The sequence below is a fragment of the Kitasatospora sp. Xyl93 genome (assembly GCF_055383135.1).
On sequence record NZ_AP029185.1, the window covers coordinates 6,513,908 to 6,537,087 of the forward strand.

General features: G+C 75.7%; 20 protein-coding genes and 1 pseudogene. 12 read left to right on the forward strand and 9 right to left on the reverse strand.

The window, feature by feature from the left end; genetic code table 11:
* Positions 1 to 172: 172 nt before the first annotated feature.
* The 3 genes from ACZ5GH_RS28365 to ACZ5GH_RS28375 are packed head-to-tail and all read left to right on the forward strand — an operon-like array spanning position 173 to position 2,503.
* The gene (locus tag ACZ5GH_RS28365; RefSeq protein ID WP_387757773.1) at positions 173 to 679 is read left to right on the forward strand and encodes a MerR family transcriptional regulator; all 507 of its coding nucleotides are present in this window, start codon (positions 173 to 175) and stop codon (positions 677 to 679) included.
* Between the two features lie 4 nt (positions 680 to 683).
* On the forward strand, positions 684 to 1,499 hold the full coding sequence (locus ACZ5GH_RS28370) for a GNAT family N-acetyltransferase (RefSeq protein WP_464335647.1): 816 nt from the start codon (positions 684 to 686) through the stop codon (positions 1,497 to 1,499).
* Between the two features lie 53 nt (positions 1,500 to 1,552).
* Positions 1,553 to 2,503: a hypothetical protein gene (locus ACZ5GH_RS28375; RefSeq protein ID WP_464335648.1), complete on the forward strand. Its 951-nt coding sequence runs from the start codon at positions 1,553 to 1,555 to the stop codon at positions 2,501 to 2,503.
* Between the two features lie 552 nt (positions 2,504 to 3,055).
* Here the strand turns inward: ACZ5GH_RS28375 and ACZ5GH_RS28380 are convergent.
* The 4 genes from ACZ5GH_RS28380 to ACZ5GH_RS28395 all read right to left on the reverse strand — a co-directional run bounded on the left by ACZ5GH_RS28380 (position 3,056) and on the right by ACZ5GH_RS28395 (position 7,685).
* Complete coding sequence (locus tag ACZ5GH_RS28380) at positions 3,056 to 3,727, reverse strand: ATP-binding cassette domain-containing protein (protein ID WP_464335649.1); 672 nt, start codon at positions 3,725 to 3,727, stop codon at positions 3,056 to 3,058.
* A gap of 31 nt (positions 3,728 to 3,758) precedes the next feature.
* A complete protein-coding gene (locus ACZ5GH_RS28385; RefSeq protein ID WP_464335650.1) occupies positions 3,759 to 4,496 on the reverse strand; it encodes an ABC transporter ATP-binding protein in 738 nt (245 codons plus the stop codon).
* Positions 4,497 to 4,919: 423 nt separating this feature from the next.
* Positions 4,920 to 6,983 carry an ABC transporter permease subunit gene (locus ACZ5GH_RS28390; protein WP_464335651.1) on the reverse strand — a complete coding sequence of 688 codons (2,064 nt, stop codon included), beginning with the start codon at positions 6,981 to 6,983 and terminating at the stop codon, positions 4,920 to 4,922.
* A gap of 6 nt (positions 6,984 to 6,989) precedes the next feature.
* Positions 6,990 to 7,685, reverse strand: coding sequence for a hypothetical protein (locus ACZ5GH_RS28395; RefSeq protein ID WP_464335652.1), 696 nt, complete (start codon positions 7,683 to 7,685; stop codon positions 6,990 to 6,992).
* 107 nt (positions 7,686 to 7,792) lie between these two features.
* Here ACZ5GH_RS28395 and ACZ5GH_RS28400 point away from each other — a divergent pair, with 107 nt between their 5' ends.
* Together ACZ5GH_RS28400 and ACZ5GH_RS28405 are read left to right on the forward strand one after the other, a co-directional pair.
* Entirely contained in the window at positions 7,793 to 8,377 is a 585-nt protein-coding gene (locus ACZ5GH_RS28400) for a hypothetical protein (protein WP_464335653.1), read from the forward strand.
* A gap of 79 nt (positions 8,378 to 8,456) precedes the next feature.
* Entirely contained in the window at positions 8,457 to 9,860 is a 1,404-nt protein-coding gene (locus tag ACZ5GH_RS28405; RefSeq protein ID WP_464335654.1) for an ABC transporter substrate-binding protein, read from the forward strand.
* A 108-nt stretch (positions 9,861 to 9,968) separates the two neighbouring features.
* On the opposite strand, the gene ACZ5GH_RS28410 is transcribed toward ACZ5GH_RS28405, so the two are convergent.
* From ACZ5GH_RS28410 to ACZ5GH_RS28425, 4 genes are all read right to left on the reverse strand, one after another.
* Positions 9,969 to 11,144, reverse strand: coding sequence for a PP2C family protein-serine/threonine phosphatase (locus ACZ5GH_RS28410; protein ID WP_464336883.1), 1,176 nt, complete (start codon positions 11,142 to 11,144; stop codon positions 9,969 to 9,971).
* A gap of 160 nt (positions 11,145 to 11,304) precedes the next feature.
* Entirely contained in the window at positions 11,305 to 11,727 is a 423-nt protein-coding gene (locus ACZ5GH_RS28415) for a MarR family winged helix-turn-helix transcriptional regulator (protein ID WP_049651037.1), read from the reverse strand.
* Positions 11,728 to 11,769: 42 nt separating this feature from the next.
* Positions 11,770 to 12,999 carry a M48 family metalloprotease gene (locus ACZ5GH_RS28420; RefSeq protein ID WP_464335655.1) on the reverse strand — a complete coding sequence of 410 codons (1,230 nt, stop codon included), beginning with the start codon at positions 12,997 to 12,999 and terminating at the stop codon, positions 11,770 to 11,772.
* A 256-nt stretch (positions 13,000 to 13,255) separates the two neighbouring features.
* Complete coding sequence (locus tag ACZ5GH_RS28425) at positions 13,256 to 14,053, reverse strand: universal stress protein (RefSeq protein ID WP_464335656.1); 798 nt, start codon at positions 14,051 to 14,053, stop codon at positions 13,256 to 13,258.
* 321 nt (positions 14,054 to 14,374) lie between these two features.
* Between ACZ5GH_RS28425 and ACZ5GH_RS28430 the strand changes: the two genes are divergently transcribed.
* The 7 genes and pseudogenes from ACZ5GH_RS28430 (at position 14,375) to ACZ5GH_RS28460 (ending at position 21,804) form a co-directional block, all read left to right on the forward strand.
* A complete protein-coding gene (locus tag ACZ5GH_RS28430) occupies positions 14,375 to 15,589 on the forward strand; it encodes a CapA family protein (RefSeq protein WP_464335657.1) in 1,215 nt (404 codons plus the stop codon).
* Positions 15,590 to 16,021: 432 nt separating this feature from the next.
* Positions 16,022 to 16,837 (forward strand): 2,3-dihydro-2,3-dihydroxybenzoate dehydrogenase, encoded by an 816-nt coding sequence (locus ACZ5GH_RS28435; RefSeq protein WP_464335658.1) that lies wholly within the window; start codon positions 16,022 to 16,024, stop codon positions 16,835 to 16,837.
* A gap of 149 nt (positions 16,838 to 16,986) precedes the next feature.
* Positions 16,987 to 18,198, forward strand: a complete 1,212-nt coding sequence (dhbC, locus tag ACZ5GH_RS28440) for an isochorismate synthase DhbC (RefSeq protein WP_464336884.1) — start codon at positions 16,987 to 16,989, stop codon at positions 18,196 to 18,198.
* Complete coding sequence (locus ACZ5GH_RS28445; RefSeq protein WP_464335659.1) at positions 18,195 to 19,874, forward strand: (2,3-dihydroxybenzoyl)adenylate synthase; 1,680 nt, start codon at positions 18,195 to 18,197, stop codon at positions 19,872 to 19,874. Before dhbC ends, ACZ5GH_RS28445 begins: the two co-directional genes overlap by 4 nt.
* Positions 19,875 to 20,006: 132 nt before the next feature.
* Positions 20,007 to 20,624: pseudogene (locus tag ACZ5GH_RS28450) on the forward strand (isochorismatase family protein); the annotation flags it as partial.
* A 134-nt stretch (positions 20,625 to 20,758) separates the two neighbouring features.
* Complete coding sequence (locus ACZ5GH_RS28455) at positions 20,759 to 20,992, forward strand: phosphopantetheine-binding protein (protein ID WP_464335660.1); 234 nt, start codon at positions 20,759 to 20,761, stop codon at positions 20,990 to 20,992.
* Between the two features lie 59 nt (positions 20,993 to 21,051).
* The gene (locus tag ACZ5GH_RS28460) at positions 21,052 to 21,804 is read left to right on the forward strand and encodes an AMP-binding protein (protein ID WP_464335661.1); all 753 of its coding nucleotides are present in this window, start codon (positions 21,052 to 21,054) and stop codon (positions 21,802 to 21,804) included.
* Between the two features lie 137 nt (positions 21,805 to 21,941).
* On the opposite strand, the gene ACZ5GH_RS28465 is transcribed toward ACZ5GH_RS28460, so the two are convergent.
* A complete protein-coding gene (locus ACZ5GH_RS28465; protein ID WP_464335662.1) occupies positions 21,942 to 23,174 on the reverse strand; it encodes an amidohydrolase in 1,233 nt (410 codons plus the stop codon).
* Positions 23,175 to 23,180 lie beyond the last annotated feature (6 nt).

Here is a 23,180-nt window from a genome sequence, read left to right on the forward strand (position 1 = left end):
CACGCCGACGGCAGGGTCAAGGCACCGGAGTTGCGGCTCCAGGGCTGGGGAGCCGGAGCTGAGGAGTCGGAGCCGAGGAGTCGGAGCCGAGATGGAGAGCCGTGGCGCCAGGGCCAGGGCGGAGAGACGGGCCGGAGCGTCAGGTGGGCGTTCCGCCGAGGAGGTGTCCGTGATGCGGATCGGAGAACTCGCGCGGCGGGCAGGCGTCACCCCGCGCGCCCTGCGCTACTACGAGGAACAGGGACTGCTCACCCCCGAGCGCCGCCCCAGCGGCTACCGCGAGTACGGCGAGCGGGACGTGGACACCGTCCACGGCATCCGCACCCTGCTCGCGGCCGGCCTCAACAGCGCGGTGATCGCCGAGATCCTCCACGGCCTGCCGCTGCCGGGGCAGCGCCCGCCCGGCCCGACCTGCCCCGAGCTGCTCACCGGGCTGGCCCGGGAGCGCGCCCGGATCACCCGGCAGATGGACGAACTCGCCGAGGCTCGCGACCTGTTGGACGCCATCATGGGCGCGGAGGCGCCGAGCGAGCTGATCAGGTCAGGCCGGCTGCGGGCCGCGGAGCGTACGGCGGCCGAGAGCGTGTCGGCCGGTGAGCGTCCGGCGGCCGAGGGCCGCAGCCCCCGGCGGCCCGCGCGGAAACTCGATGGCGTGCGCTCCCGGGCCGTGCTGGAGTGAGCGGATGAACCACGACGAGGTGCTCGCCCTGTTCGACGACCGGCTCCGGCGCAACGCGCCGCCCGACCCCGGGTGCCGCGTCGAACGCGACGGCGCCGTGGTCCGGCAGACGGGCCCGGAGCACGGTTGGAACGGCGTGGTCTGGTCGGGCCTGGACGAGGCCGGCGCGGACGCGGCGATCGCCGCGCAGGTGCGCCACTTCGCCGAGCTCGGGCGGGAGTTCGAGTGGAAGGCCTACTCCCACGACCGCCCGGCCGACCTCGGCGACCGACTGCTGGCGGCCGGCTTCACCCCGGAGCCGGCCGAGGCGCTGATGATCGCCCGGATCGCGGACCTGCCCACCGAGGCCGTCCTGCCCGAGGGCGTCCGGCTGCTCCCGGTGACCGACCCGACCGGGGTGGACCTGCTGATGGCAGCCCACGAACAGGCCTTCGGCACCGAGCACCCCGGTTTGCGCGGGCGGATGCTCGACCAGCTGCGGCACGGCACCGGGACGGTCAGCATGGTCGTCGCGATGGCCGGCGACCGCCCGGTCAGCGGCGCCCGGATGGAGCTGGTCCCGGGCACCGGGTTCGCCGGTCTCTGGGGTGGCGGCACCGCGCCCGAATGGCGCGGCCGGGGCATCTACCGCGCCCTCGTCGCCCACCGCGCCCGCCTCGCGGCCGAGCTCGGCTACCAGTACCTCCAGGTCGACGCGAGCGACCAGAGCCGGCCCATCCTCCAGCGCCTCGGCTTCGCCTGGGTGAGCACCACGACTCCGTACGTCCTTCGGCCTGAGCGGGCCCTCCCGAGCGTCCCGACCGGGGGTACCGGGACGTGACGGCGCCTGGGACGATCCCGTTCTGCTGACACTCACCCCGGGCCAGGAGATCCATGACCACCGTGTGGACGCGGCTGACGGGTTGGCTGGCCCTGGCGGCCGCCCTGGCCGCCGCCGGGCACGGGCTGCTCGTCGCGGTCCTGCCGTCCGGCCGCGGCACGCCCACCGCCGAGCGGCTGCTCCCGACCGGCCTGGCCGTCCTGGCCGGGGTCGCCTGGCTGGCCGCCTCCGCCGCTGTCACTGCCACCGCCACCGCCCGTCGAAGGGCCGCCCGCCGTAGGACGATCGCCTCGGAGCCGTCACCGGACGCGGAACCGTCACCGGATCCACGGCGCGGCGGGTCGCGGGGGTCACGGATGCTCGCCGTCCTCCTCGGCGTCACCCTGGTGCTCGTCTCCGCCGCCGCGCTGGCCCAGGCCAGTGGGCCGGACGGCGCGGAGGGCCGCCGACTGCGCCGCATCCACCAGGCGGGCGCCGTCAGCAGCGCCCTCCCGATCGTGCTGCTCCGCTCGGAGCCCCGGCGGATCGGCACGGTGAACAGGAAGGCCGTGTACCGCACCACCGTGGACCTCTCGGTGCCCTTCGCGGACGGCCCGCGGACGCTCGCCCTGGACGTCGAGACGGCGGGCCGGGCCCGCGTCGGCGCGGAGGTGACGGTCGACTACGCGCCCGGTGCCCCGGCCCTGGGAGCCCAGCCGCACGCGTACGCCACGGTCAGCGGTCTCGCGCTGCCGTGGATCCTGGGACTCGCCTTCGCCGGCCTGATCTTCGTCCCGGTGGTCCTGGCGGACGGGCGCCGCAGGGTGCACGAGGCGCGACGCTTCCGACCGGCCGTGCACCTGCCGGCGGCCGGCATCCTGCTGGGCGGCGCGGGACTCGCGGCGTACGTCGGGCTGGTCCTGCCGTCGCCGTTCGTCGGCTGGCCGCTGGCGGTGGTCGCCGCGGCCACCCCGTGGCTGGCCCTCGGGCTGGGGGCGGCGCGGACCGGGCCGGGCCGGGGCTGACGGCCTCCGGCGCGCGGCCTCCGGCGCGCGGCCTGTGCCGGTGAGCCGTTCGCTGGTGGTCCGTTCACCACTGCCGTCCCTGGTGCTCCCTGCCGATCGGCAGGGAGCACCAGGGACGGCGCTACTCAGGTTGTGCCGATCGGTACATGTGCGGGAGGGGCGGACGGGGTCATCGTTAGGGCACCACGAGTGGGGGCCGTCCGGCCCCCCGGGAAGGAGCCCAGGATGTTCGACATCTGTGGCCACCGCCTCCTCAGCGCGACGACTGTCGCGCCCGCCGTCCTCGTCTGCTTCGGTCTTGGGCTTGGGTTCGGCCTCGTACGCGCCCGGCGGCGATCAGGCCGGGAGCCGTGCCCGACACCTCACGGCCGGACCGACCGCGCCCGTGAGCCGTCCCTGCCCGCGGCAGGTGCTCCGCGGCGTCCCGGTGTCGTGTGCGGCGGTCTGCGCGACGGTGTACGGGAACGGCACCCCGATCGCCCACCCGAGGCAGCCGAGCAGCTGCTGCAGTGCGGGCGGCTGGACGCGCCGGTTCACCGTCGGTTGCGCTCGTCACTGGGCGATCGTCAACCGGCCCGGGAGGGCCTCCCCGGGTTCGCCGGAGAACACCACCTCGCCCCGGTGCAGCACGTGCACCGCCGCCGCCCGGGCAAGGGTGCGCGGCAGCGACCGCGCGGTGAGTACGACCGTACGGCCGGCGGCGGCGTCCACCAGCAGGCGGGCGTGCAGCCGGGCGGCGACGGCGGGGGACAGGCCGCGCTCGGGCTCGTCCAGCAGGAGCAGGGCCGGTCGCGCCGCCAAGGCCCGCCCGACGGCGACGAGTTGCTGCTGACCGCCGGACAGCGTGCCGGCCCGACGGCCCAGCAGGCCGGTCAGCTCCGGGAACAGCTCCAGCACCTCGGCGCGCCCAGGCCCGCCGAGGCCCAGGTTCTCGGCCACGGACAGCGAGCCGAACACCCCGCGCTCGGCCGGGACGAGGGCCAGCCCCCGCCGCACCCGCTGGTGCACCGACAGCCCGCCGACGTCCCGCCCCCGCCAGAGCGCCCGTCCGCCCGCCAGCGGCACCACCCCGGCGAGGGCGTGCAGCACGCTGGTCCGCCCGGCCCCGTTGCGGCCCAGCAGAACGGTGACAGCGGCGGACGGGAAGTCCAGGTCGACGCCGTGCAACGCCTCCAACGGGCCGTAGCGGACCCGGGCGGCACGGAGGGCGGCTTCGACGGGCATCAACCCGCCTCGGTGGGGCGGTGGTTGGGGCTCATGTGGCGGCTCCCCACGCCCTGGCGACCCGGGGGTCCGCGAGGACGGTCGCGGCCGGACCGGCCGCGACCACCCGGCCCTCCGCCATGGCGTAGACGGTGTCAGCGAGTTCGGCGACCAGTTCCGCGTCGTGCTCGACCACCAGCAGCGCCATGCCGCGCTCGGCGAGGCCGCGCAGCACGGACACCAGGCGGGCCGTCTGTACCGCGTCGAGCCCCGCCGCCGGTTCGTCCAGCAACAGCACCCGGGGCCCGCCCGCCAGCGCCCGCGCCAGCTCCACCAGCCGCAACACCCCCGTGGGCTGCCCACCGGCGGGCTCGGCGGCGAGATCCTGCAGACCGAGGAGCCGCAACGCCCGGGCGGACCGCTCGGCGGCTGCCCGGGCATCCACCCGACGGGCGTGCTGCTCGGCGCCCACCAGGACGTTGTCGGCCACCGAGAGAGTGGGGAAGACGGCGATCTGCTGGAAGGTCCGTGCCAGCCCCAGCCGCACCCGCCGGTGCGCGGCCAGCCCGGTGACATCCCGCCCCCCGAGCAGCACCCGCCCGCCGTCCGGCCACACCGTCCCGGCCAGACAGTCGAACAACGTGCTCTTCCCCGCCCCGTTCGGCCCGATCAACGCCGTGATCCGCCCCGCCCGCGCCACCAGATCCACCCCACCCACCGCCTCGATCCCCCCGTACCGCCGCACGACCGCCCGCGCGGTGAGCCGCGCGGGGGGCAGGGCGGCGGTCACAGCCGCACCTCGCGCGGCGGGTGGACGACGGGGTGGTGGCTGGTGGGCGCGGTGGTCCGTCCCGGCTGCGCCCTCAGGGCCGCTTCGCTCGCGGCCGCGACGCCTCGTGCGGCGGGGAGTGGGGTGTCCGTGGGCCACGCCTCGCGCGCTGGGTGGGTGGTTCGGCGGACGCGGTGGTTTCGACGCCTCGTACGGCGAGTGGTGTGGGTGGTGTTCATGGCCGTACTTCGCGCCCGTGGATGGTCTCGGCGGTGGGTCTGGTGGGCGCGGTGATCCGCTCGGGCCGCGCCACCAGGTGGCGCCGCCTGACTCGGATCGATCGTCGTTCCGCGAACTGCGCCAGGGGCAGTGCGGCGGTCCTGCCCGCCAGGCGGGCAGGCCTGGTCCGACCTTCCGTGTGCTGCGTGGCGGGGGAGGCGGCGGTCATCGCTGTCCGTTCCGGGCTGTGAGGGTCTCCCGTAGGCGGCGGCCCGTCGGGGTGAGGTGGGAGGGCGGTAGGGGAGTCGGCGGGGGTGGGCGGTGGCGGGGGAGGGGAAGGGCGGCGAGGCCGCCGGGGAGGCGGCCGATGGTGGCGGCGAGGGCGCCGACGGCGACGGCGGAGACTCCGGCGACGGTGCCCGCGTCGAGGCCGATGAGGAGGGCGGCGGCGAGGACGGCGGCGAGGGCGCTGTCGGCGCCGGCGACCATTACGGCGGCGAACCAGAGGAGGCCGCGCACCGGGTCGAAGGCGGTGGGGTCGAAGGCGCGTCCGGCGAGCCCCATCAGTCCGCCGCCGAGGGCTGCCAGGGCCGCGCCCGCGACGAAGGCGAGGAGCTTGAGGCCGGGGACGTCCACGCCGGCCGCGACCGCGCCCGGCTCGTGGTCCCGCATGGCGGTCAGGGCCCGGCCGAGGCGGCCCCGGTGCAGGGAGCGGACGGTGAGCAGGCCGAGGCCGAGGAGGAGGAGTTCGGCGAGGTAGAAGGCGCGGTCGCCGGCGAGGAAGGACGGACGGTCGAGCACCAGGCCGGTGGTGGCGTACGGCTGCTCGAAGACGAACCGGCTCATCGCCGTTCCCACCGCGAAGGTGACCAGGGCGAGGGCGAGTCCGCGGCGGCGGATCGCGGGCCATCCGGTGAGCAGGCCGAGCGGGGCGGTGGCAAGGACGGCGAGCAGCAGGGCGGGTGCGGCGGGCAGGGGCGGGACGCCCGGGATGCGGCCGGACATCAGCAGTGCGGTGCCGATCGCGCCGAGCCCCGCGTAGCCGGCCTGGCCGAGCGAGATCTGCCCGCCGTAGCCGGTGACCACGACGATGGACAGCAGGACGAGGGCGAGCGCGGGCACGAGCAGGGCGTCGCGCAGGTCGTTGCCCCGGAAGCCGAGCGGCAGCAGGAGCAGCACCAGGCAGACGGAGCCCGCCAGCCGTCCGCCCCCGGCCCCGGAGCTGCCCCCGCCCCCACCCCTGATCCCGGCCCCGGCCCCGCCCCCGGCCCCGCCCCCGCCCCTGCCCCCGCTCCCATCCCCTCCCCTTGGACGGCGGCCGACCAGCGGCGCGGCTCCGCCCCCGGCCCGTTCCCCGGTGATGCCCGGACCGGCGAGCAGGGCGGTGGCGAGCAGCGCGACCACGAACAGGTTGGACTGCACGGCCTCGACCAGCGGCAGCAACTGCCCGGACGGCCGTAGCCGGGTGAACTCGGCCTGGGCGATGCCGAGTCCGAGCCCGGTGGCGACCGCGACCGGGATGCTGCGCAGCCGGGCGGCGACCGCGACGGCCATGGTCTCCATCACCAGCAGCGGCAGCCCGTACGGGTCGAGCAGCAGGTACGGCGCGAGGGCGACGCCGACCAGTCCGGCGGTGAAGGCGCCGAAGGCCCAGCCGGCGGCGGAGACCCGGTCGGCGTCGACTCCGGTGAGGGCGGCGAGGCGGCGGTCGTCGACGACGGCGCGCAGCCGCAGGCCGAACCCGGTCCACCGGGTGGTGGCGAGGACGGTGAGGCCGAGTACGAGGATGGCGGCGAGCTGGGCGACGGTGTCCGGCCGTAGCCCGTGCCCGCCGGGCAGCCGGATCGGGGCGCCGCCGAGCGGGGAGGGCGCGCCGGCCAGTGGCGCCGCGCCCCACAGCAGTACGGCCAGGCCGATGAGCAGCACGAACACCCCGATCCCGGCGACCATGGTCTCGGCCGGTCCGGCGCCGCGCCGTTGCAGCGGGCGGTAGACCAGGAGGTCGAGCAGGACTCCGAGCGCGGGGGCGACGACCAGCAGGCAGCAGGCGACGGCGGGCCAGACCGGCCAGTGCCGGACCACGACGAGGTCGCGCAGCAGGTAGGCGACGGCCATGGCCTGGGCGCCCTGGGCGATGTTGAGCACGCCGGTGGCGCGGTGGCAGACGACCAGGCCGATACCGCTGAGCGCGGCGGCGGCGCCGACGGTGAGTCCGGCGAGGGCGAGGTCGACGGTGAGGCCGAACGAGCCGGGGGCGGCGGTGAGGGCGGTGAGGGCCGATGCGCTCATGGGCGGTCAGCCGGCGTTCGGTGGGGCGGATTCGCCCGGGCGGGTGGGCCCCGGAGCGGCTGTCGGCGGCGAGCAGAGCGGGCAGGGCGTCAAACCCCGGGCCCGCACGGCGGCCGCGTCCACGGGCGCGGCCCGCCCCTTGCCGACGACCAGCGGGCAGTCCGGCCGGTGGTAGCGGGTGCCCTCGGGGACGGCCAGCCACCCGGCGTCGTCGGCCCGGCCGGAGCTGTCGGAGCTGTCGGACGGGCCGGCGGAGGCGGCGGAGTCGGACGGGCCGGAGGAGTCGGAACGGCCGGTCGGGTCCGGCGGGGCGGGCGCGGCGTCCGGTTCGACCAGCAGGTCGTACAGCCGCTCCACCCGTCGGTCGGTCAGGTCCGAGCGCCCGGGCGGTGACGGCGGTGGCCGCAGGGCGACCAGGACGGTCCCGGACACGATCAGCGCCGCGCCGGGGATGGTGGACGACGCCAGGTACGGGACCTGCTGCTCGGCGAAGCGCTCACCGGAGGTCCCGTACCAGCCGAGCACGCACAGCACGGCGCCGGCCGCGGCGAGCAGCCAGCCCGCCCACTCCCGGCCGGTCCGGAGGAGCCGGGCCCGACGGAACCCGCCCCGGAGGGGCCGTCGCCGGAACCACCCGCCCCGGACGGGGGAACCCTCCGGGGCGTTACGGGTGATTTCGCCGTCGGATTGCGATTCGTCCATGGATCCGCCTTCATGGTGTCACTTGAGACGTTTCCAGGATCGGCCTGGAACAGCATCCGGACACCGAGTGCGGGGCCCGGGCGGCGCAGTCGAGAGGGAAGACCACCATGCACGTGACGCGAAGCGGTACCCCCGGGGGCGGCGGCAGGGCTCTGCGGACGGCGGGCGCGCTGCTCGCCCTGCTGCTCGCCGGTACGGCGACCGCGTGCAGCAGCGACGGCAAGTCGTCCGGTCCCGCGGCCACCTCGCCGGCGGCGACCACTCCGGCGGCCACCTCCCCGGTGGTCACGACCGCCCCCGCCACGGCCACCGGCACCGCTCCCGCCGATCCGGCCGCCGCCAAGGCGGAGATCACCACCAACTGGGAGAAGTTCTTCGCCCCCGACACCCCGATCACCGAGAAGGCCAAGCTGCTCCAGGGCGGTGACGCGCTGCTGCCGGTGCTCCAGGGCTTCTCCCAGGACCCGCGGGTCGGCCAGGTGCAGGCGAAGGTCGGCGACGTCGAGTTCACCGACGCGAGCGACGCGACCGTCACCTACTCGCTCTCGCTCCAGGGCAACGTGGTGGAGCCGAGCGCGACCGGTCAGTCCGTCCTCGACAACGGCACCTGGAAGGTGTCCCGCTCGACCCTCTGCGGTCTGCTCACCCAGGCCGGCGGTGCCACCGCCTCCCCGATCCCCGGCTGCAGCTGAGCGGATGCGGCCGACCGCCCCGTCGCGACGCCGGGCCACCGACGCGCTCCCGCGCCGGCGGCCCGGCCGTGTCCCGGCGGTGGTCCGCCCGAACCGCTCCCGTGCCGCCCGTGCCGCCCGTACCGCCCGTGTCGCCCTGCTGCTGACCCTCGCGCTGCTCGCCGGCTGCGGCACCCGGTTGCCCGGTGAGGCCTTCACGGTCCGACCCACGCTCACCAGCGGAGCCACCCCCGCGACCGGTGCCACCGGCGCGACCGGGAGCGCCAACCCCGCCTCGGACACCGGGGTCACCGCCACCGAGATCAGGATCGGCCTCGTCACCTCACTCACCAGCCCGGTCGGCAGCGAGGTGTTCAGCGGCCCGCGCTACGGTGCCGAAGCCTTCTTCCGGGCCCTCAACGACCGCGGCGGCCTGCACGGGCGCACCGTCCGGTTGGTGACCTGCGACGACGGCGGCAGCGGGGTCGGCAACCAGGACTGCGTCCACCGGCTGATCGACCAGTCGCACGTCTTCGCCTTCGTCAGCGGCAGCGTCCTCGACTACGCGGGCGCCCCGTACGTGAGCGGCAAGGGGGTGCCGGACGTCGGCGGCCAGCCGATCGGCACGGAGTACGACCGCTGGCCGCACATCTACGGGATCTACGGGAGTGCCGCGCCGCGCGACGGGCGGTCGGTCGGCTGGAACGGAACGCTCTACCAGAGCACCGAGGTGTTCCGTTTCTTCAAGCAGCGCCTGGGCGCGGCCAGCGCCGCCGTGGTCGCCTACAACCAGGCCGACTCGACCCGTTACGCCGGACAGCTGAAGGCCGGACTGGAGGCCGAGGGGTACCGGGTGCTGCTCCAGACCGTGGACTTCGCGCTGCCGAACTTCCAGGCGGTGGCCGCGGCGGTGCGCGCCGACGGCTCGCAGCTGCTGTTCGACGCGATGGACTCCCGGGGCAACGCGGCGCTGTGCCGGGCGCTGGACGAGGCCGGGGTGGCGGTGACGGCGAAGGTCACCAACGTGCAGAACTGGTCGGAGTCGGTGCGCACCGACTACGCGGCCTCGCCGAACTGCCGCAACGTCCTGTGGGCGACCTCGTCGAGCCTGAACTACGAGGACGAGCAGTACCCGGCCGTGCACGACTTCCGTACCGCGCTGGCCCGTTACCACCCGGACCGGGCCGCCCGGCTGTCCGCGTGGGAGCTGGAGGGCTGGGCGGGCGCGCAGTGGCTGACCGACGCGCTGGACTCCTGCGGCGCCGCACCGACCCGCTCCTGCGTCGAGGCGTTCATGAACCGCGCCGAGCCGTACGACGCGCACGGCCTGATCCTGCCCGCCTCCTTCGTCCCGCGGCCGCCGCCCACCGGCCCGACCCGGGCCTGCCTGAACGCCGCCCGCTGGCAGGACGCGGCCCGGGGCGGGCAGGGCGGCTGGGTCAGTCAGGTGCCGTCGATGGCGACGAACTGCTTCGACGTGCCGCAGCTGCCGTACAAGCCGTAGGGCGAGCTCGCCGAGTCGTCGGCTGACAGATGTCAAAATCTGTCAGCTGAATTCTGTTATCTGATAGCTGTCGCCTGTCGGCTGTCATCTGTCGGCCGGCAGCGTCCCTCACGGCAACCGCTCGACCACGACCATCGCCGCGTCGTCGTTCAGCCGGCCGCCGACGTGGGCGAGCAGGTCGCGGCGCAGGTGGTGGAGCAGGGTGGCGGGGCGCTCGGCGTGCCAGGCGGCGACGCGTTCGGTGAGCGGGTAGAAGCGCCGCTGGGCGTCGCGGGCCTCGATCACGCCGTCGGTGTAGATCAGCAGCCGGTCGCCGGGCCGGAACGGGAAGGTCTCCGTCTCGTACCGCACCGGTGCGAGCTCGCCGAGGCCCAGTGGCGGGGCGGGGTGGTGGGCGGTGAGGGCGGTGATGCCGTCGGGTCGCAGCAGCAGCGGGGGCGGGTGGCCGCAGTCGATCAGGCGGACCGGGGAGCCGTCGTCGGGGATGTCGAGCAGGACGGCGGTGATGAAGGATTCGCCGGACTCCCCACTCTCCTCGGGGGGCTCCTCGGGCGGAGGGAGGGGCAGCGCGGCCAGCGCCTGCAGGCCCTGCCGCTCGCCCCGCTCGCCCCGGTCCCGGTCCCGGTCCCGGCGGTCCCGGCGGTCCCGCTGGGACTGTTCGGCGAGTTGGGCGAGGTCCCAGCTGACGCTGCCGTCCAGGTAGGCGGCCAGGTCCGGCAGTTCGGCGTGGAGGTGGGCGGCGGCCCGGAACGCGCCGAGCAGCAGGGCCGCGTCGCCGAGCGAGGACAGTCCCTTCCCGCGCACGTCGCCGACCAGCAGCCGGGTGCCGGTCGCGGTGCGGGCGGCGGCGTACAGGTCGCCGCCGACCTGCGCCTCGGCCTCCGCCGCCAGGTAGACGGAGGCCAGGTGCAGCGGCCCGATCCGCTCCGGCAGCGGGCGCAGCAGCACCCGCTGGGCGGCCTCGGACACCGAGCGCACCCGGGCCAGTTCGCGCTCGTGGCGGTCGCGCAGCACCCGCAGGCCGACGATCAGCACCGAGACGACCAGCTGCGCGCCCAGTTGGGTCTCGACGTTGGCGCTGGTCAGGCTGTCGCGTACGGCGCCGATGACGGTCAGCGCGGCGAACGCGAGCGCGGCGACGCCGGCGGTGGCCCGGGGGCCGGCGAAGGAGGCGGTGAGGGCGGGGGCGACGATCAGCAGCGGGCCGAGGTGGATGTCCGGCGGGGAGAGGATGTCGACGACGGTGATCAGCACCGTCAACGCGAGCGTGAGCGCCGTCAGCACCCGGCGGTCGGGCCGCCAGGCACGGCGGCGGTCGGGGGGATGCGGCGCGGGCGGCGGGTGCGGCGCATCGGGGCGCTGCCGGAGGGGCACTCCTCCTCTGTACACCGTGGGGGGTGTGGGGCGCACCCGGAGGGGCCCGGCCGTTCGCCGACGGGCCCGGTCAGCCCTCCTGGCCGTAGCGGGCCAGGTAGTCGGCGAAGCGGGCGACGTCCTCGTCGGACCAGTCGGTGAAGCGCGCGGTGAAGGAGAGCCGCCGCTGCTCGTTGGCGTCCCGCAGCAGGGTGAGCCCGGCCTCGGTGGCGCGCAGGATCTGGCCGCGCTGGTCGTCCGGGTCCGTCTCGCGGGCCAGCAGGCCGAGCTTCTCCAGGGCGGTGACCTGGCGGCTGACGGTGGACTTGTCGAGCATGAAGTACGCGGCCACGTCGGCGGCCCGGCAGCCGCCGCGCTCGGTGATCAGGTCGAGGATGCTGTACGTGACCAGGGAGAGGTCGGGGTGCAGCTGGGAGGCCTTGTGCCGGGCGCGGCGGGCGAAGGCGGTCAGCTCGCGCTGGATGGTCTCGATGGACGACTGGCGGCCGGGCACGGCGTTCCTACCTCCTCGATATTTGTTGCACTATACAACGGATTAGCCCGGGGTCGCGCGCCGCTCCGGCGCCGCTCGCTCCGGTGCGGCCTGCCAGGCGCGGGCTGCGGCGATCCGGCTGGTCGCACTCGGGTGAGTGGCGAACAGTAGCTCAAGCACCCTCGGCGGGTCGACATCGGAGACGTTCGCCACCGCCAGTCTGCGCTGCATGGCCACGAACTGCTCGACGTCCCCGGTCAGTTCGAGCGCGTGCCGGTCCGCCCTGGCCTCGATCCGGCGGCTCACCGCGCACTGCAGCGGCCCCGACACCGCGCCCAGCAGCGCCGCGAGCGCCGCCAGCAGCGGCAGTGCCCGGGGGTCCGCGGCGTCCGTCGCCCCGGCGGCGTCCAACAGCGGCCGCCAGGCGCCGAGCACGCCCAGGACCGCCACCGCGACGGCCGCGCCGACCGCGCCGAGCGCGGTGCCCACCGGCACGTCCCGGTGCTTGACGTGGCCCAGCTCGTGCGCGACCACCAGCTCCACCTCGCGCGGCTCGGCGGTGGTCAGCAGCGTGTCGTACGCGACGATCCGGCGGGTCGCCCCGAACCCGGAGACGTACGCGTTGAGCGCGGTGGTCCGGCGGGAGGCGTCCGCCACCAGGACGTCCCGCACCCGGACGCCGTCCCGCTCGGCCAGCGCCAGCAGTGCGGTGCGCAGCTCGCCCGGGGGCATCGGGGAGAAGCGGTTGAAGACCGGCTCGATCAGCAGCGGGTGGAGGAAGGAGAGCGCGACCGTCAGCAGCGCCGCCGCGCCCGCCGCCGGCAGCCACCAGCGCTGCGGGGACCAGGCGGTCAGCGCGAACAGGCCGAGCGCGAGCGGGAGGACGAGGACGAGGGCGAGCGCGAGGCCGCGCACGGCGTCCAGCGCCCAGCCCGCCCAGCCCTGGGTCACCAGTCCGAACCGGGCCCGGACGGTCCGCGCCCCGGCGCCGAACGGCAGTTGCAGCGCCTGGCCGAGCAGCAGCAGGGCCACCGAGCCGGCCAGCACTCCGGCCGTCCGGGAGCCGCCGAACCAGTCGCCGGTGGCGGTCACCACGGCCGCGCCGACCGGGGTGAGGCCGAGCAGCAGGGTCAGCGCCAGGCCCGCCAGCCGTCCGCCCAGCGCCCACGGCAGCTGGGCGCGGCGCAGCGCGCGGCCCCGGGCGCGCTCGTCGGGGGTGAAGTCGGCGGTGATGTCGGCGGTGACGTCGGGGGCGGCGTTGGCCGTGGAACCGGGCGCGGCGTCGGGCGGCATGTCGGAAGCGACGCCGGGGACCGGGGACCGGGAGTCAGCGGATCGGGGGCCAGGGTTCTCGGGGGCCGGGGTGGTGTCCATGGCGGGGTGCGGCTCTTCCGGTCGGGTCGCGGGACGGGTGCCGGGCGGCGTCGGTGCGGCGCCGGTGGCGTCGGCAGGTCGGTAGGTCGGTACGGGGGTTCAGCGGTGATCAGCATGGCGCAACCGACCGGCCGGTGCCCACGCCACGGCCCGGTTCCCACCCGCGGGTGGGGGTTCACTCCTCCGTGGGCCCGGTGGCGCCGTGGACGCCGGCGCGCAGCAGCTGGTGGCCGAGGTCCACCAGGGCGCGGCCGACGGCGAACTCGTCGCCGACCTCCGGCGCCGGGGCGTCGCGCGGGTTGCGGCGGGAGCGGGCGTCGCTGTGCAGCACATTGCCGTCGGCGTCCAGCACGGCGTGCACCCGGGTGGTGTCCTCGTCCTCGACCACGTGCAGGCTGAGCTGCCAGTCCTTGGTGCGCACGGTGCCGGGGGCCCGCTGTTCGGCGCCTGCCGCCACGGCCCGCGACGGGGCGGCGGCCGTCCCGTCGGCGCGGACGATCACCACCGGGCAGGCCCCGTGCACCGCGCAGCGGGCGGACACCGAGCCGAGCAGGGTCCGGGCGAAGGTGCCCCGGCCGCGGCTGCCCAGCACCAGCAGGTCCGCCCCCTCGGCGGCCTCCAGCAGCACTTCGGCGGCGTGGCCGAGCACCAGGCTCTCCCGGACCTCCACCAGGCGGTCCGGCCCCAGGATCTCGTTGATCTCGGCGCTCAGCGTGCGGCGGGCGGTCCGCTCGAAGCCGTCGTCCACCATCGGCGCGAACCACCCGTACAGCGAGGGGTACTCCCACGCGGCGACGGCGTGCACCGTCGCCCCGGTCAGCACGGCCTGGCCGACCGCCCAGCGCAGGGCCGCCTTCGACGGATCGGAGCCGTCGATCCCGACCACGATCCGGCGCTCCCGGGCGGGGAAGGACCGGTCCTCGCCCACGATCGGGGGTTCGCCGCCCACAGGTGAGAGCTGACTGCTGCCCATCACGTCACACCTCCCGGCCTTCGGCACGGGGCTCGTCCCCTGTACACCACGCTGCGCGCCCCGCCCGCCTCCGCGCCAGGGACGCGGTGGCCGGGTCGGGCGGGGCGATTGGGCCGGGCGGGCCAGGGGTGCCGCCCGGGGGAACGGCCGGTCGGGGGCCTGGCCGGGGGCAACGTCCGGGCCGGGCCCGATCGGTGTCCTGTCCTGACCGGGGCCCGTAGTGCCCTTTTGTGGCCGGAATGTTGTGGGCTCGGGTCCGGATGGTGGTGATTCGGTGGCGTAGGCTGACCGCTCTTGCATCATCCTCGGGGGGATCCACTCATGCGCCGTGCCGCGGCCGCCGTCGCGCTGTTCGTCGGAATGACCGCCGTCGCGGCCTGCGGGCCGGACGACCCGGCACCGGCACCGGCCTCCGCGGCCCCCGTCCCGCCGAGCACCTCCGCCGTGCCGGACGGCTCGCCCTCCGGTGCGGCCCCGGGCAAGAGCGCCCCGCCCAGGCCCGACGGCACCATCACCGTCGCCTTCGCCGGGGACGTCCACTTCGAGGGCCGCACCGAGGCCCGGCTGGCCGTCCAGCCGCCCGAGCAGGCGCTCGGCCCGATCTCCCGCACCCTCGCCGACGCCGACCTGTCCGTCCTCAACCTGGAGACCGCGATCACCGGGCGCGGCGCCCCGGAGCCGAAGACGTACACCTTCCGCACCTCGCCCAAGGCGCTGTCGGTGCTCAAGGAGTCGGGCGTCGACGTCGTCTCGATGGCCAACAACCACGCCGTGGACTTCGGGGCCGACGGCCTCGCCGACACCCTCGCGGCCAAGGGCTCCTCGCCGATCCCGGTGGTCGGCTTCGGGCGCAACGCCAAGGAGGCGTACGCCCCGTACGTCACCACCGTGCGCGGGGTGAAGGTCGCGGTGGTCGCCGCCAGCCAGGTCGAGGACCTCACCAACCAGAAGTGGCGGGCCGGCGCCAACAAGCCCGGCATCGCCTCGGCGCTGGACGTCCCGGCGCTGGTCAAGGCGGTGGAGACGGCGAAGCAGCAGGCGCCGGTGGTGCTCGTCTACCTGCACTGGGGCGACGAGGGCAAGGCCTGCCCGACCGGACCGCAGACCACCATCGCCAGGAAGCTCGCCGCCGCCGGGGCCACCGCGGTGGTCGGCACCCACGCGCACACCATGGTCGGCTCGGGCATGCTCGGCGACACCTACGTCGGGTACGGCTTCGGCAACTTCCTCTGGTACGGCACCTCCAACTACGCCAACTCCAACGAGACCGGCGTCACCACCCTCACCCTCACCGCCGACGGCAAGGTGACCGGCGAGGCCTTCACCCCGGCCACCATCGACGACAAGGGCATCCCGGAGCCGGTCACCGGCGCCACCGCCGAGGCCGCCCTCAGGCGCCGCGACGGCCTGCGCGGCTGCACCGGCCTCTCCCCGGCCCCCGGCGCGTCCGCCCCCGCCACTCCCGCTTCCACGCCTCCGGCCAAGTCGCCGGCCGCGCCCGCGAAGGCTTCGACGGCCCCCGCCGCGCCGCGCTAGGGCCCGGAGTTCGCGGAGTTCCCGAGCCGTACGGCCGCTGGACCGTCCGCGAGCTCAACTCCCCGGTGGCACCGGGCTTCTGCCGCGTCGAGCCGGTGGAGACCGGCGGGCCTGCCGATCCTCGACCTCTTCCTCCACCGCCCGGCCCTGCCCGGCCCTGCCCGTCCCCGGCCGGTCCGGACGGCCGGTGCGGCCACCCAGGCCCCTGACCGGCTCCGCCTCGATCCGCGCGGGGCCGTACACCGTCAGGAAGCCTCTCGGACAGCACCGCAGGACACCGAGGCCGCCCGCCCCGCCCGGGGTCGGGCGGCTTCGTCGTGTCCGGGCGCGGTTCCGGCGCCGCATGCCCCCCGAAGGGTCCGGAGGTGCCCTGGAGCGAGTTGACGTTCGCACAGACTATCGGCGTGGACGAACAGCTGTGTTAGGTTAGGCTTGCCTAATCTTGCTGGTCGGAGGGGATGTCCTGTGCAGCAGCAGTCCGAATTTTCCGGTGCCGTCGCGATGGTCACCGGGGCCGGGCAGGGCATCGGCGCGGCCGTGGTGCGGGCGCTGGTGGCCGAAGGCGCCGTCGTCGCGGCGGTGGACCGCAATCCCGGTGGGCTCGACGCCCTGGTGGCCGAGCTGCCGGCCGTGCGTCCGTACGTGCTGGACGTCGCCGAAGCCCAGGCCGTGGACGGCACGGTGGAGTTGATCGAGGGCCAACTCGGCCCGATCGGCACACTGGTGAACGTCGCGGGCATCCTGCGCACCGCCCCGGTCGTCGAACTCACCGACGAGGACTGGGCGGACACCTTCGCCGTCAACACCACCGGCGTCTTCCGCGTCAGCCGTGCCGTCGGCCGGCGGATGGCCGAACGCGGGCGCGGCGCGATCGTCACGGTCGGGTCCAACGCCGCCGGGGTGCCGCGGGCCGGGATGGCCGCCTATGCGGCGTCCAAGGCGGCGGCCACCATGTTCACCCGCTGCCTGGGGCTGGAGCTCGCCCGGTCCGGGGTGCGCTGCAACGTGGTGTCACCCGGCTCGACCGACACCGAGATGCAGCGCGCGCTGTGGGGCGAGGACGCCGAGGCGGCCGAACGCCGAGTGATCGACGGCGACTTGGGGGCCTGGCGGGTCGGCATCCCGCTCGGGCGGATCGCCGCGCCCTCCGACATCGCGGAGGCCGTGGTGTTCCTGGCCTCCGAACGGGCGCGGCACATCACCATGCACGACCTGTACGTCGACGGCGGCGCGACCCTGCGCGCCTGAGCGGTGCCGGGCGGTGCCCCGCCCTCGGGCCGCTCTTCGCGCCGCCCCCGTTCTTCCTCGTCCCCCCCGTTCCTCCTCGTCCTCCCGTAGAACCGTCCCAGACTGGAGAAACCGCCGTGACCACGGTGCACCACGCCCCTGCCGGGCCGATACCCGCCGGGCCCGACGCCCCGGCGACCGCCCTCGCCGAGGGCCCGGACCACGCCGTGATCGGCGCGGCCAGCGGACTGCTCGGCCAGTACCGGGCCGGCTCCGACGAGGCGTTCTTCGCCTCGCCGACCCGTACCCTGCTCGGCTCCGGCACGCACGCCCGGGTGCCGCAGGACGGCCGGCCGCTGCCGGTGAGGGTCGCCGAGACGCTGGCCCGGGCGGGCCGGGACGGTGTCGAACTGCCCCTGGTGGTCGGCGCGGTGGCGTTCGACCGGGACAGCCGGGTCGAACTCGCCGTCCCCACTCGGGTGCGCACCGCCGGGGCACTGCGCGACGACCCGCTGATCGCCCTGCCCGCCCCGCGGGCCGAGCGGACCGACTGGCGGATCAGCCCGGTGCCCGCGCCGGAGGCGTACGGCGCCGGCGTCGCGGCGGCCGTCGAGCGGCTGCGCGGCGGGGAGTTGAGCAAGGTCGTGCTGGCCAGGACGCTGGAGCTGACCTCCGCCGAGCCGCTCGACCTGCCCGCCATCCTGCAGCGGCTGGCCCGGCGCGACCCGGGTGGCTACACCTTCGCCGTGCCGTCCGGTGGCGGCCGCACCCTGATCGGCGCCAGCCCCGAACTCCTGCTCTCCCGGCGGGGTTCGGCCGTGCTGGCCAACCCGCTGGCCGGCTCGGTGCCGCGCAGCGAGGACCTCGGCGAGGACGTCCGGCGCGCCGCCGCGCTGCTGGAGTCGCCCAAGGACCTGCACGAGCACGCCGTCGTGGTGGACGCCATCCGCGAGGCGCTGGCGCCGTACTGCCGCACCCTGGAGGTGCCCGAACGGCCCACCCTGGTACGGACGGCCGCGATGTGGCACCTGGCCACCACGATCCGCGGCGAGCTGGCCGACCCGGCGCTCTCCGCCCTGGAACTGGCCTGCGCGCTGCACCCCACCCCGGCGGTCTGCGGCACGCCGACGGACGTCGCGCGCCGGGTGATCGGCGAGGTCGAGCCCTTCGACCGCGGCCTCTACACCGGCATGGTCGGCTGGCAGGACGCGACCGGCGACGGCGAGTGGGTGGTCACCATCCGCTGCGCCGAGGCGGAGGGGCGGACGCTGCGGGTGTACGCCGGTGCCGGCGTGGTCGAGCAGTCCCGGCCGGAGGCCGAACTCGCCGAGACCAGCGCCAAGTTCCGCACCTTCCTGGACGCCGCGGGGGTGGCCCGGTGACGCCGCTGGAGACCGTTCTCGCCGGGTTCACCCCGTACCCCGCGGAGTTCGCCGAGCGCTACCGGGCCGCCGGGTACTGGCGCGGCGAGACCTTCGGGCGGATGCTGCGCGAGCGCGCCGCCGCGCACGGCGGACGGACCGCCGTCGTCGACCCGGGCGGCCACTCGGTGGCGGCCGCGGAGCGGCGCTGGACGTACGCCGAACTCGACCGCCGGGCCGACCGGATGGCCGCCGGACTGCTCGCCCGGGGCATCCGGGCCGGGGACCGGGTGGTCGTCCAACTTCCCAATGCCGCCGAGTTCTTCGAGGTCGTCTTCGCGCTGTTCCGGATCGGCGCGCTGCCGGTCTTCGCGCTGCCCGCGCACCGGTACGCCGAGATCGGGTACTTCTGCTCCTTCACCGGGGCCGCCGCCTACGTGGCGCCGGCCGTCGAGGGCGGCTACGACTACCGTGAACTCGCCACCCGGGTACGGGCGAAGAACCCCGCGCTGCGACTGGTGCTGGTGGCCGGCGAGGACCCGGGCGAGCACGTCCGGCTCGCGGACGTGCCCTGTGACGGGCCCGGCCCGGAGGCCTTCGGCGGGAAGCCCGCGCCCGGGGACGTCGCCTTCCTCCAGCTCTCCGGCGGCAGCACCGGCGTGCCGAAGCTGATCCCGCGCACCCACGACGACTACATCTACTCCCTGCGCGGATCGGTCGAGCTGTGCGGGCAGGACGCGGACAGCGTGTACCTGTGCGTGCTGCCCGCCGCCCACAACTTCCCGCTCAGCTCGCCGGGTTCGCTCGGCACGCTGTACGCCGGCGGCCGGGTGGTGCTCTGCCCGCAGCCCGCCCCGGAGACGGCCTTCCCGCTGATCGAGCGCGAGGGCGTGACCATCACCGGGCTGGTGCCCCCGCTCGCCCTGCTCTGGCTGGACGCCGCCGAGCGCGGCGTCCGCGGGTACCAGAGCCTGGAGGTGCTGCTGGTCGGTGGTGCCAAGTTCAGCGAGGAGGCGGCCCGGAGGGTGCGACCGGTGCTGGGCTGCACGCTCCAGCAGGTGTTCGGGATGGCCGAGGGACTGGTCAACTACACCCGGCTGGACGACCCGGAGGAGTTGATCACCACCACCCAGGGCCGGCCGATCTCGCCGGACGACGAGGTCCGGGTGGTGGACGACCAGGACCGGGACCTGCCCGACGGCTCCACCGGCCACCTGCTCACCCGCGGCCCGTACACCATCCGCGGCTACTGGAACGCCCCCGAGCACAACGCCGCCTCCTTCACGGCGGACGGGTTCTACCGCACCGGGGACCTGGTCCGGCGCACCCCGACCGGCCACCTGGTGGTCGAGGGGCGGGCCAAGGACCAGATCAACCGGGGCGGCGAGAAGGTCGCCGCCGAGGAGATCGAGAACCACCTCCTCGCGCACCCCGCGGTGCACGACGCGGCGGTGGTGTCGATGCCCGACCCGTACCTGGGCGAGCGCACCTGCGCCTACGTGGTGCTGCGCGCCGAGCACCGCGAACAGCCGCCGAAGGGCGTCGAGTTGAAGCGGTTCGTGCGGCAGCGCGGGCTCGCCGAGTACAAGGTGCCGGACCGGGTCGAGTTCGTCGCCGCCTTCCCCGCGACCGGGATCGGGAAGGTCAGCAAGAAGGACCTGCGCGCCGCGATCGCGGCCTCGCTGACCACCCGGTGACCGCGCGCCGGACCGCCGTCCGCTGGACCGCTGACCGCTGACTGCTGACTGCTGACCGCTGCCCGCTGGACCGCCGACCCGCCGACTGCCCGCCGATCCCGCCACCACGCCATCGAGTTAAGGAACACCACCGTGGGCCTGCCCCGCATTCCCCGCTATCCCATGCCCGCCGCCGAGGAGCTGCCCGCCAACCGGGTCTCCTGGACGGTGGACCCGGCGCGCGCCGTCCTGCTGGTGCACGACCTGCAGAACCACTTCCTGGGCGCCTTCGACCCCGAGGCCGCGCCGGTGCCCGAACTCCTGGGCAACGTCGCGGCGTTGGCGGCGGCCGCGCGCGCCGCGGGCGTGCCCGTGGTGTACTCGGCGCAGCTCGGCGGGCAGAGCCCGGCCGAGCGCGGACTGCAGCAGGACTTCTGGGGCCCGGGCATCCCGGACGACCCGCGGGCCACCGCGATCGCCGAGGCCGTCGCCCCGGCGCCGGGTGACACCGTGCTCACCAAGTGGAAGTACAGCGCCTTCGTGCGCACCGGGTTGGAGCAGCTGTTGCGCGAGCAGGGGCGGGACCAGCTGGTGATCACCGGCGTGTACGCGCACATCGGGGTGCAGGCCACCGCTTGCGACGCCTGGATGCAGGACGTCCAGGCCTTCGTGGTGGCCGACGCGGTCGCCGACTTCGGCCCTGCCGAGCACCACGGCGCGCTGGCCTGGGTGGCCGGGCGCTGCGGCATGGTCGGCACGGCGGAGACCGTGCTCGGGGCGCTGGGTGCGGCCGCGCGGCCGGCCGCCTCGGGCGTCGCGGCCGCCTCGGATGTCGCAGATGTCGTGGATGTCGCGGACGCTGCGGGCGTTTCGGAGAACGTGGAAATCGAAGGGGTGGGCGGCAAGTGACGGGCGTGGGCTTCACGGTGGAGCGGATCCGGGCCGAGGTCGCCGACCTGCTCGGCGAGGACCCGGCGGAGATCCCGCTGGACGAGAACCTGGTCGACTGGGGCCTGGACTCCATCCGGCTGATGACCCTCGCCGCGCGCTGGCAGGAGGCGGGCGCCGAGGTGGCGTTCGTCCAGCTCGCGGAGCGCCCGGTGATCGAGGCCTGGGCCGAGCTGCTGGGCGCGGCGTGATGGCGGCGGGGGTGGGCGAGGCGGTCCGGGAGGCGTTCCGGGGCGTGGAACCGCCCGCGGTGTCCTCGGTGCTTTCCGTCCCGGAGCTGCCTTCGCTGCCCCGTCGTGCGGTGCGGTACCCGGCGACCACCGTGGTGGGGCCGGTCGAGGCGCAGGCGGCGCGGACGCCGGACGCGCCGGCGCTGGTGCTCGCGGACGGGGAGACCGTCGACTACCGGGAGTTGAACGCCTCGGCCAACCGACTGGCGCGCGCCCTGGCCGCCCGTGGCGCCCGCCCGGGCGCGGTGGTCGGTTTGGCGGGACTCCGGCGTCCGGCGGAACTGTTGACGGCGCTGCTGGCGGTGGTGAAGTCCGGCGCGGCGTACCTGCCGCTGGATCCGGCGGACACGCCCGGCCGGCGGGAGCGGCTGCTCGCGGAGAACGCCCCGGTCTGCGTGCTGGGGGAGGGGGTGCCGGGGGCGCTGGCCGGGCTGGAGGCGGACGGTGAACTGCCCACCGACCCGCCCCGGGCGCTCACCCCGCAGCACCTGCTCTGCGTCGGGTACGGCCCGGGCGGGCGCCCGACCGCCGTCCGGCTCACCCACGGGGAGGCGGACCGCCGGGTGCGCGAGCTCCAGGCGGCCCACCCGCTCGGGCCGGGCGACCGGGTACTACACCTGGGTCTGCCCCTCTGGGAGTACCTGTGGCCGTTGCGGACGGGCGCCGCGGTGGTGCTCGCCGACCCGTGGCAGGAGGGCGAGCTCGGAACGCTGGTACGGGAGTCGGGCGTGACGGCGGTGCGGGTGGCGCCAGGGGTGCTGCTCGGCGGCTGACAGAGTTCAGCGAACAGATTTCATCATCTGTCTTCTGAACTCTGTTCGCTGAATCCTGTCCGCTGACTTCTGTTCGCTGTTCCCTGTCGCTGTCCCCCGTCGGTCGGCGCTCCCTGTCGGTCAGCGCACCCCGGGGCTCAGCACGCCCCGGCGGTCGCGGCACCGGCCGTCGCTGCACCGGCCGCCAGGTCCGCCGCCGTCCACGCCATCGCCACCGCGCCGTCCAGCACCGCCCGCTCCGCCTCCGCGCCCAGCGCCGCCTCGGCGAACGCCGCCTCGTGCGGGGCGCAGGCGCCGCCCGTGATGTCCAGCACCGGATGGATCGACGGCACCGCGTGCGACACGTTCCCCATGTCCGTACAGGCGAAGGGCCCGCTCTCGACCGGCTCCGGCCGGCCGAGGGCCGTGGCGTTGGCCCGCCACAGCGCCAGCAGCCGGGGGTCGGAGCGCATGTCCAGGTAGTCCGGCTCGGGCCTGGTCAGCTCCACCTCGCAGCCGGTGGCGAGCGCCCCGGCGCGGAAGCAGTCCTCGACCCGGGAGCGCAGTTCGGCGAGGTCCTCGGCCGCCGAGGCTCGGATCTCGTACTCGGCGCTCGCGGCGTCCGGGATCAGGTTCGGCGCCGTCCCGGCCGCCGTGGTGATGCCGTGCACCCGCCACTGCGGCGGGAGTTGCTGGCGCAGCAGGCCGATCGCGACCTGGGCGACGGTGAGCGCGTCGGCGGCGTTGCGCCCCCGGTGCGGGTCGAGGCTGGGGTGGGCGGCGCGCCCGGTGTAGCGGACGGACAGCGTGCCGAGCGCGAAGGAGCGGAAGTCGGCGACCTCGACGGGGCAGGGGTGGACCATCATCGCGGCGTCCACCCCGTCGAAGGCCCCGGCCTCCAGCAACAGCGCCTTGCCCGCCCCCCGTTCCTCGGCCGGCGCGCCGATCACCCGCACGGTGAGCCCGAGCCGGTCCGCGAACGGGGCGAGCCCGAGCGCCGCGCCGATCCCGGCGGCGGCGATCAGGTTGTGCCCGCAGGCGTGGCCGAGCCCGGGCAGCGCGTCGTACTCGCAGACCAGCGCGACGGTGACCGGTCCGCTGCCGAGGCGCGCGTCGAAGGCGGTGGCCAGGCCGTGGGCGGGCGCGGTCACCGAGTAGCCGTGTTGGCGCAGCAGTTCGGCGCACCAGGCGGCCGCGCGGTGCTCCTCGAAGGCGGTCTCCGGGTGGGCGTGAATGCGGCGGCTGAGCGCGAGGAGCTCGGCCCGGTGTGCGTGGACGCGGTCGCGCACGGCCTGCTTGGCCTCGGCGGGAGGCGTGGTGGCACGCGAGGCGGGACGCGTGGTGGGAGGAACGATCGCGGGCGGAGCGGTCGGGGGCTCGGTCTGGGGCATTGGGCG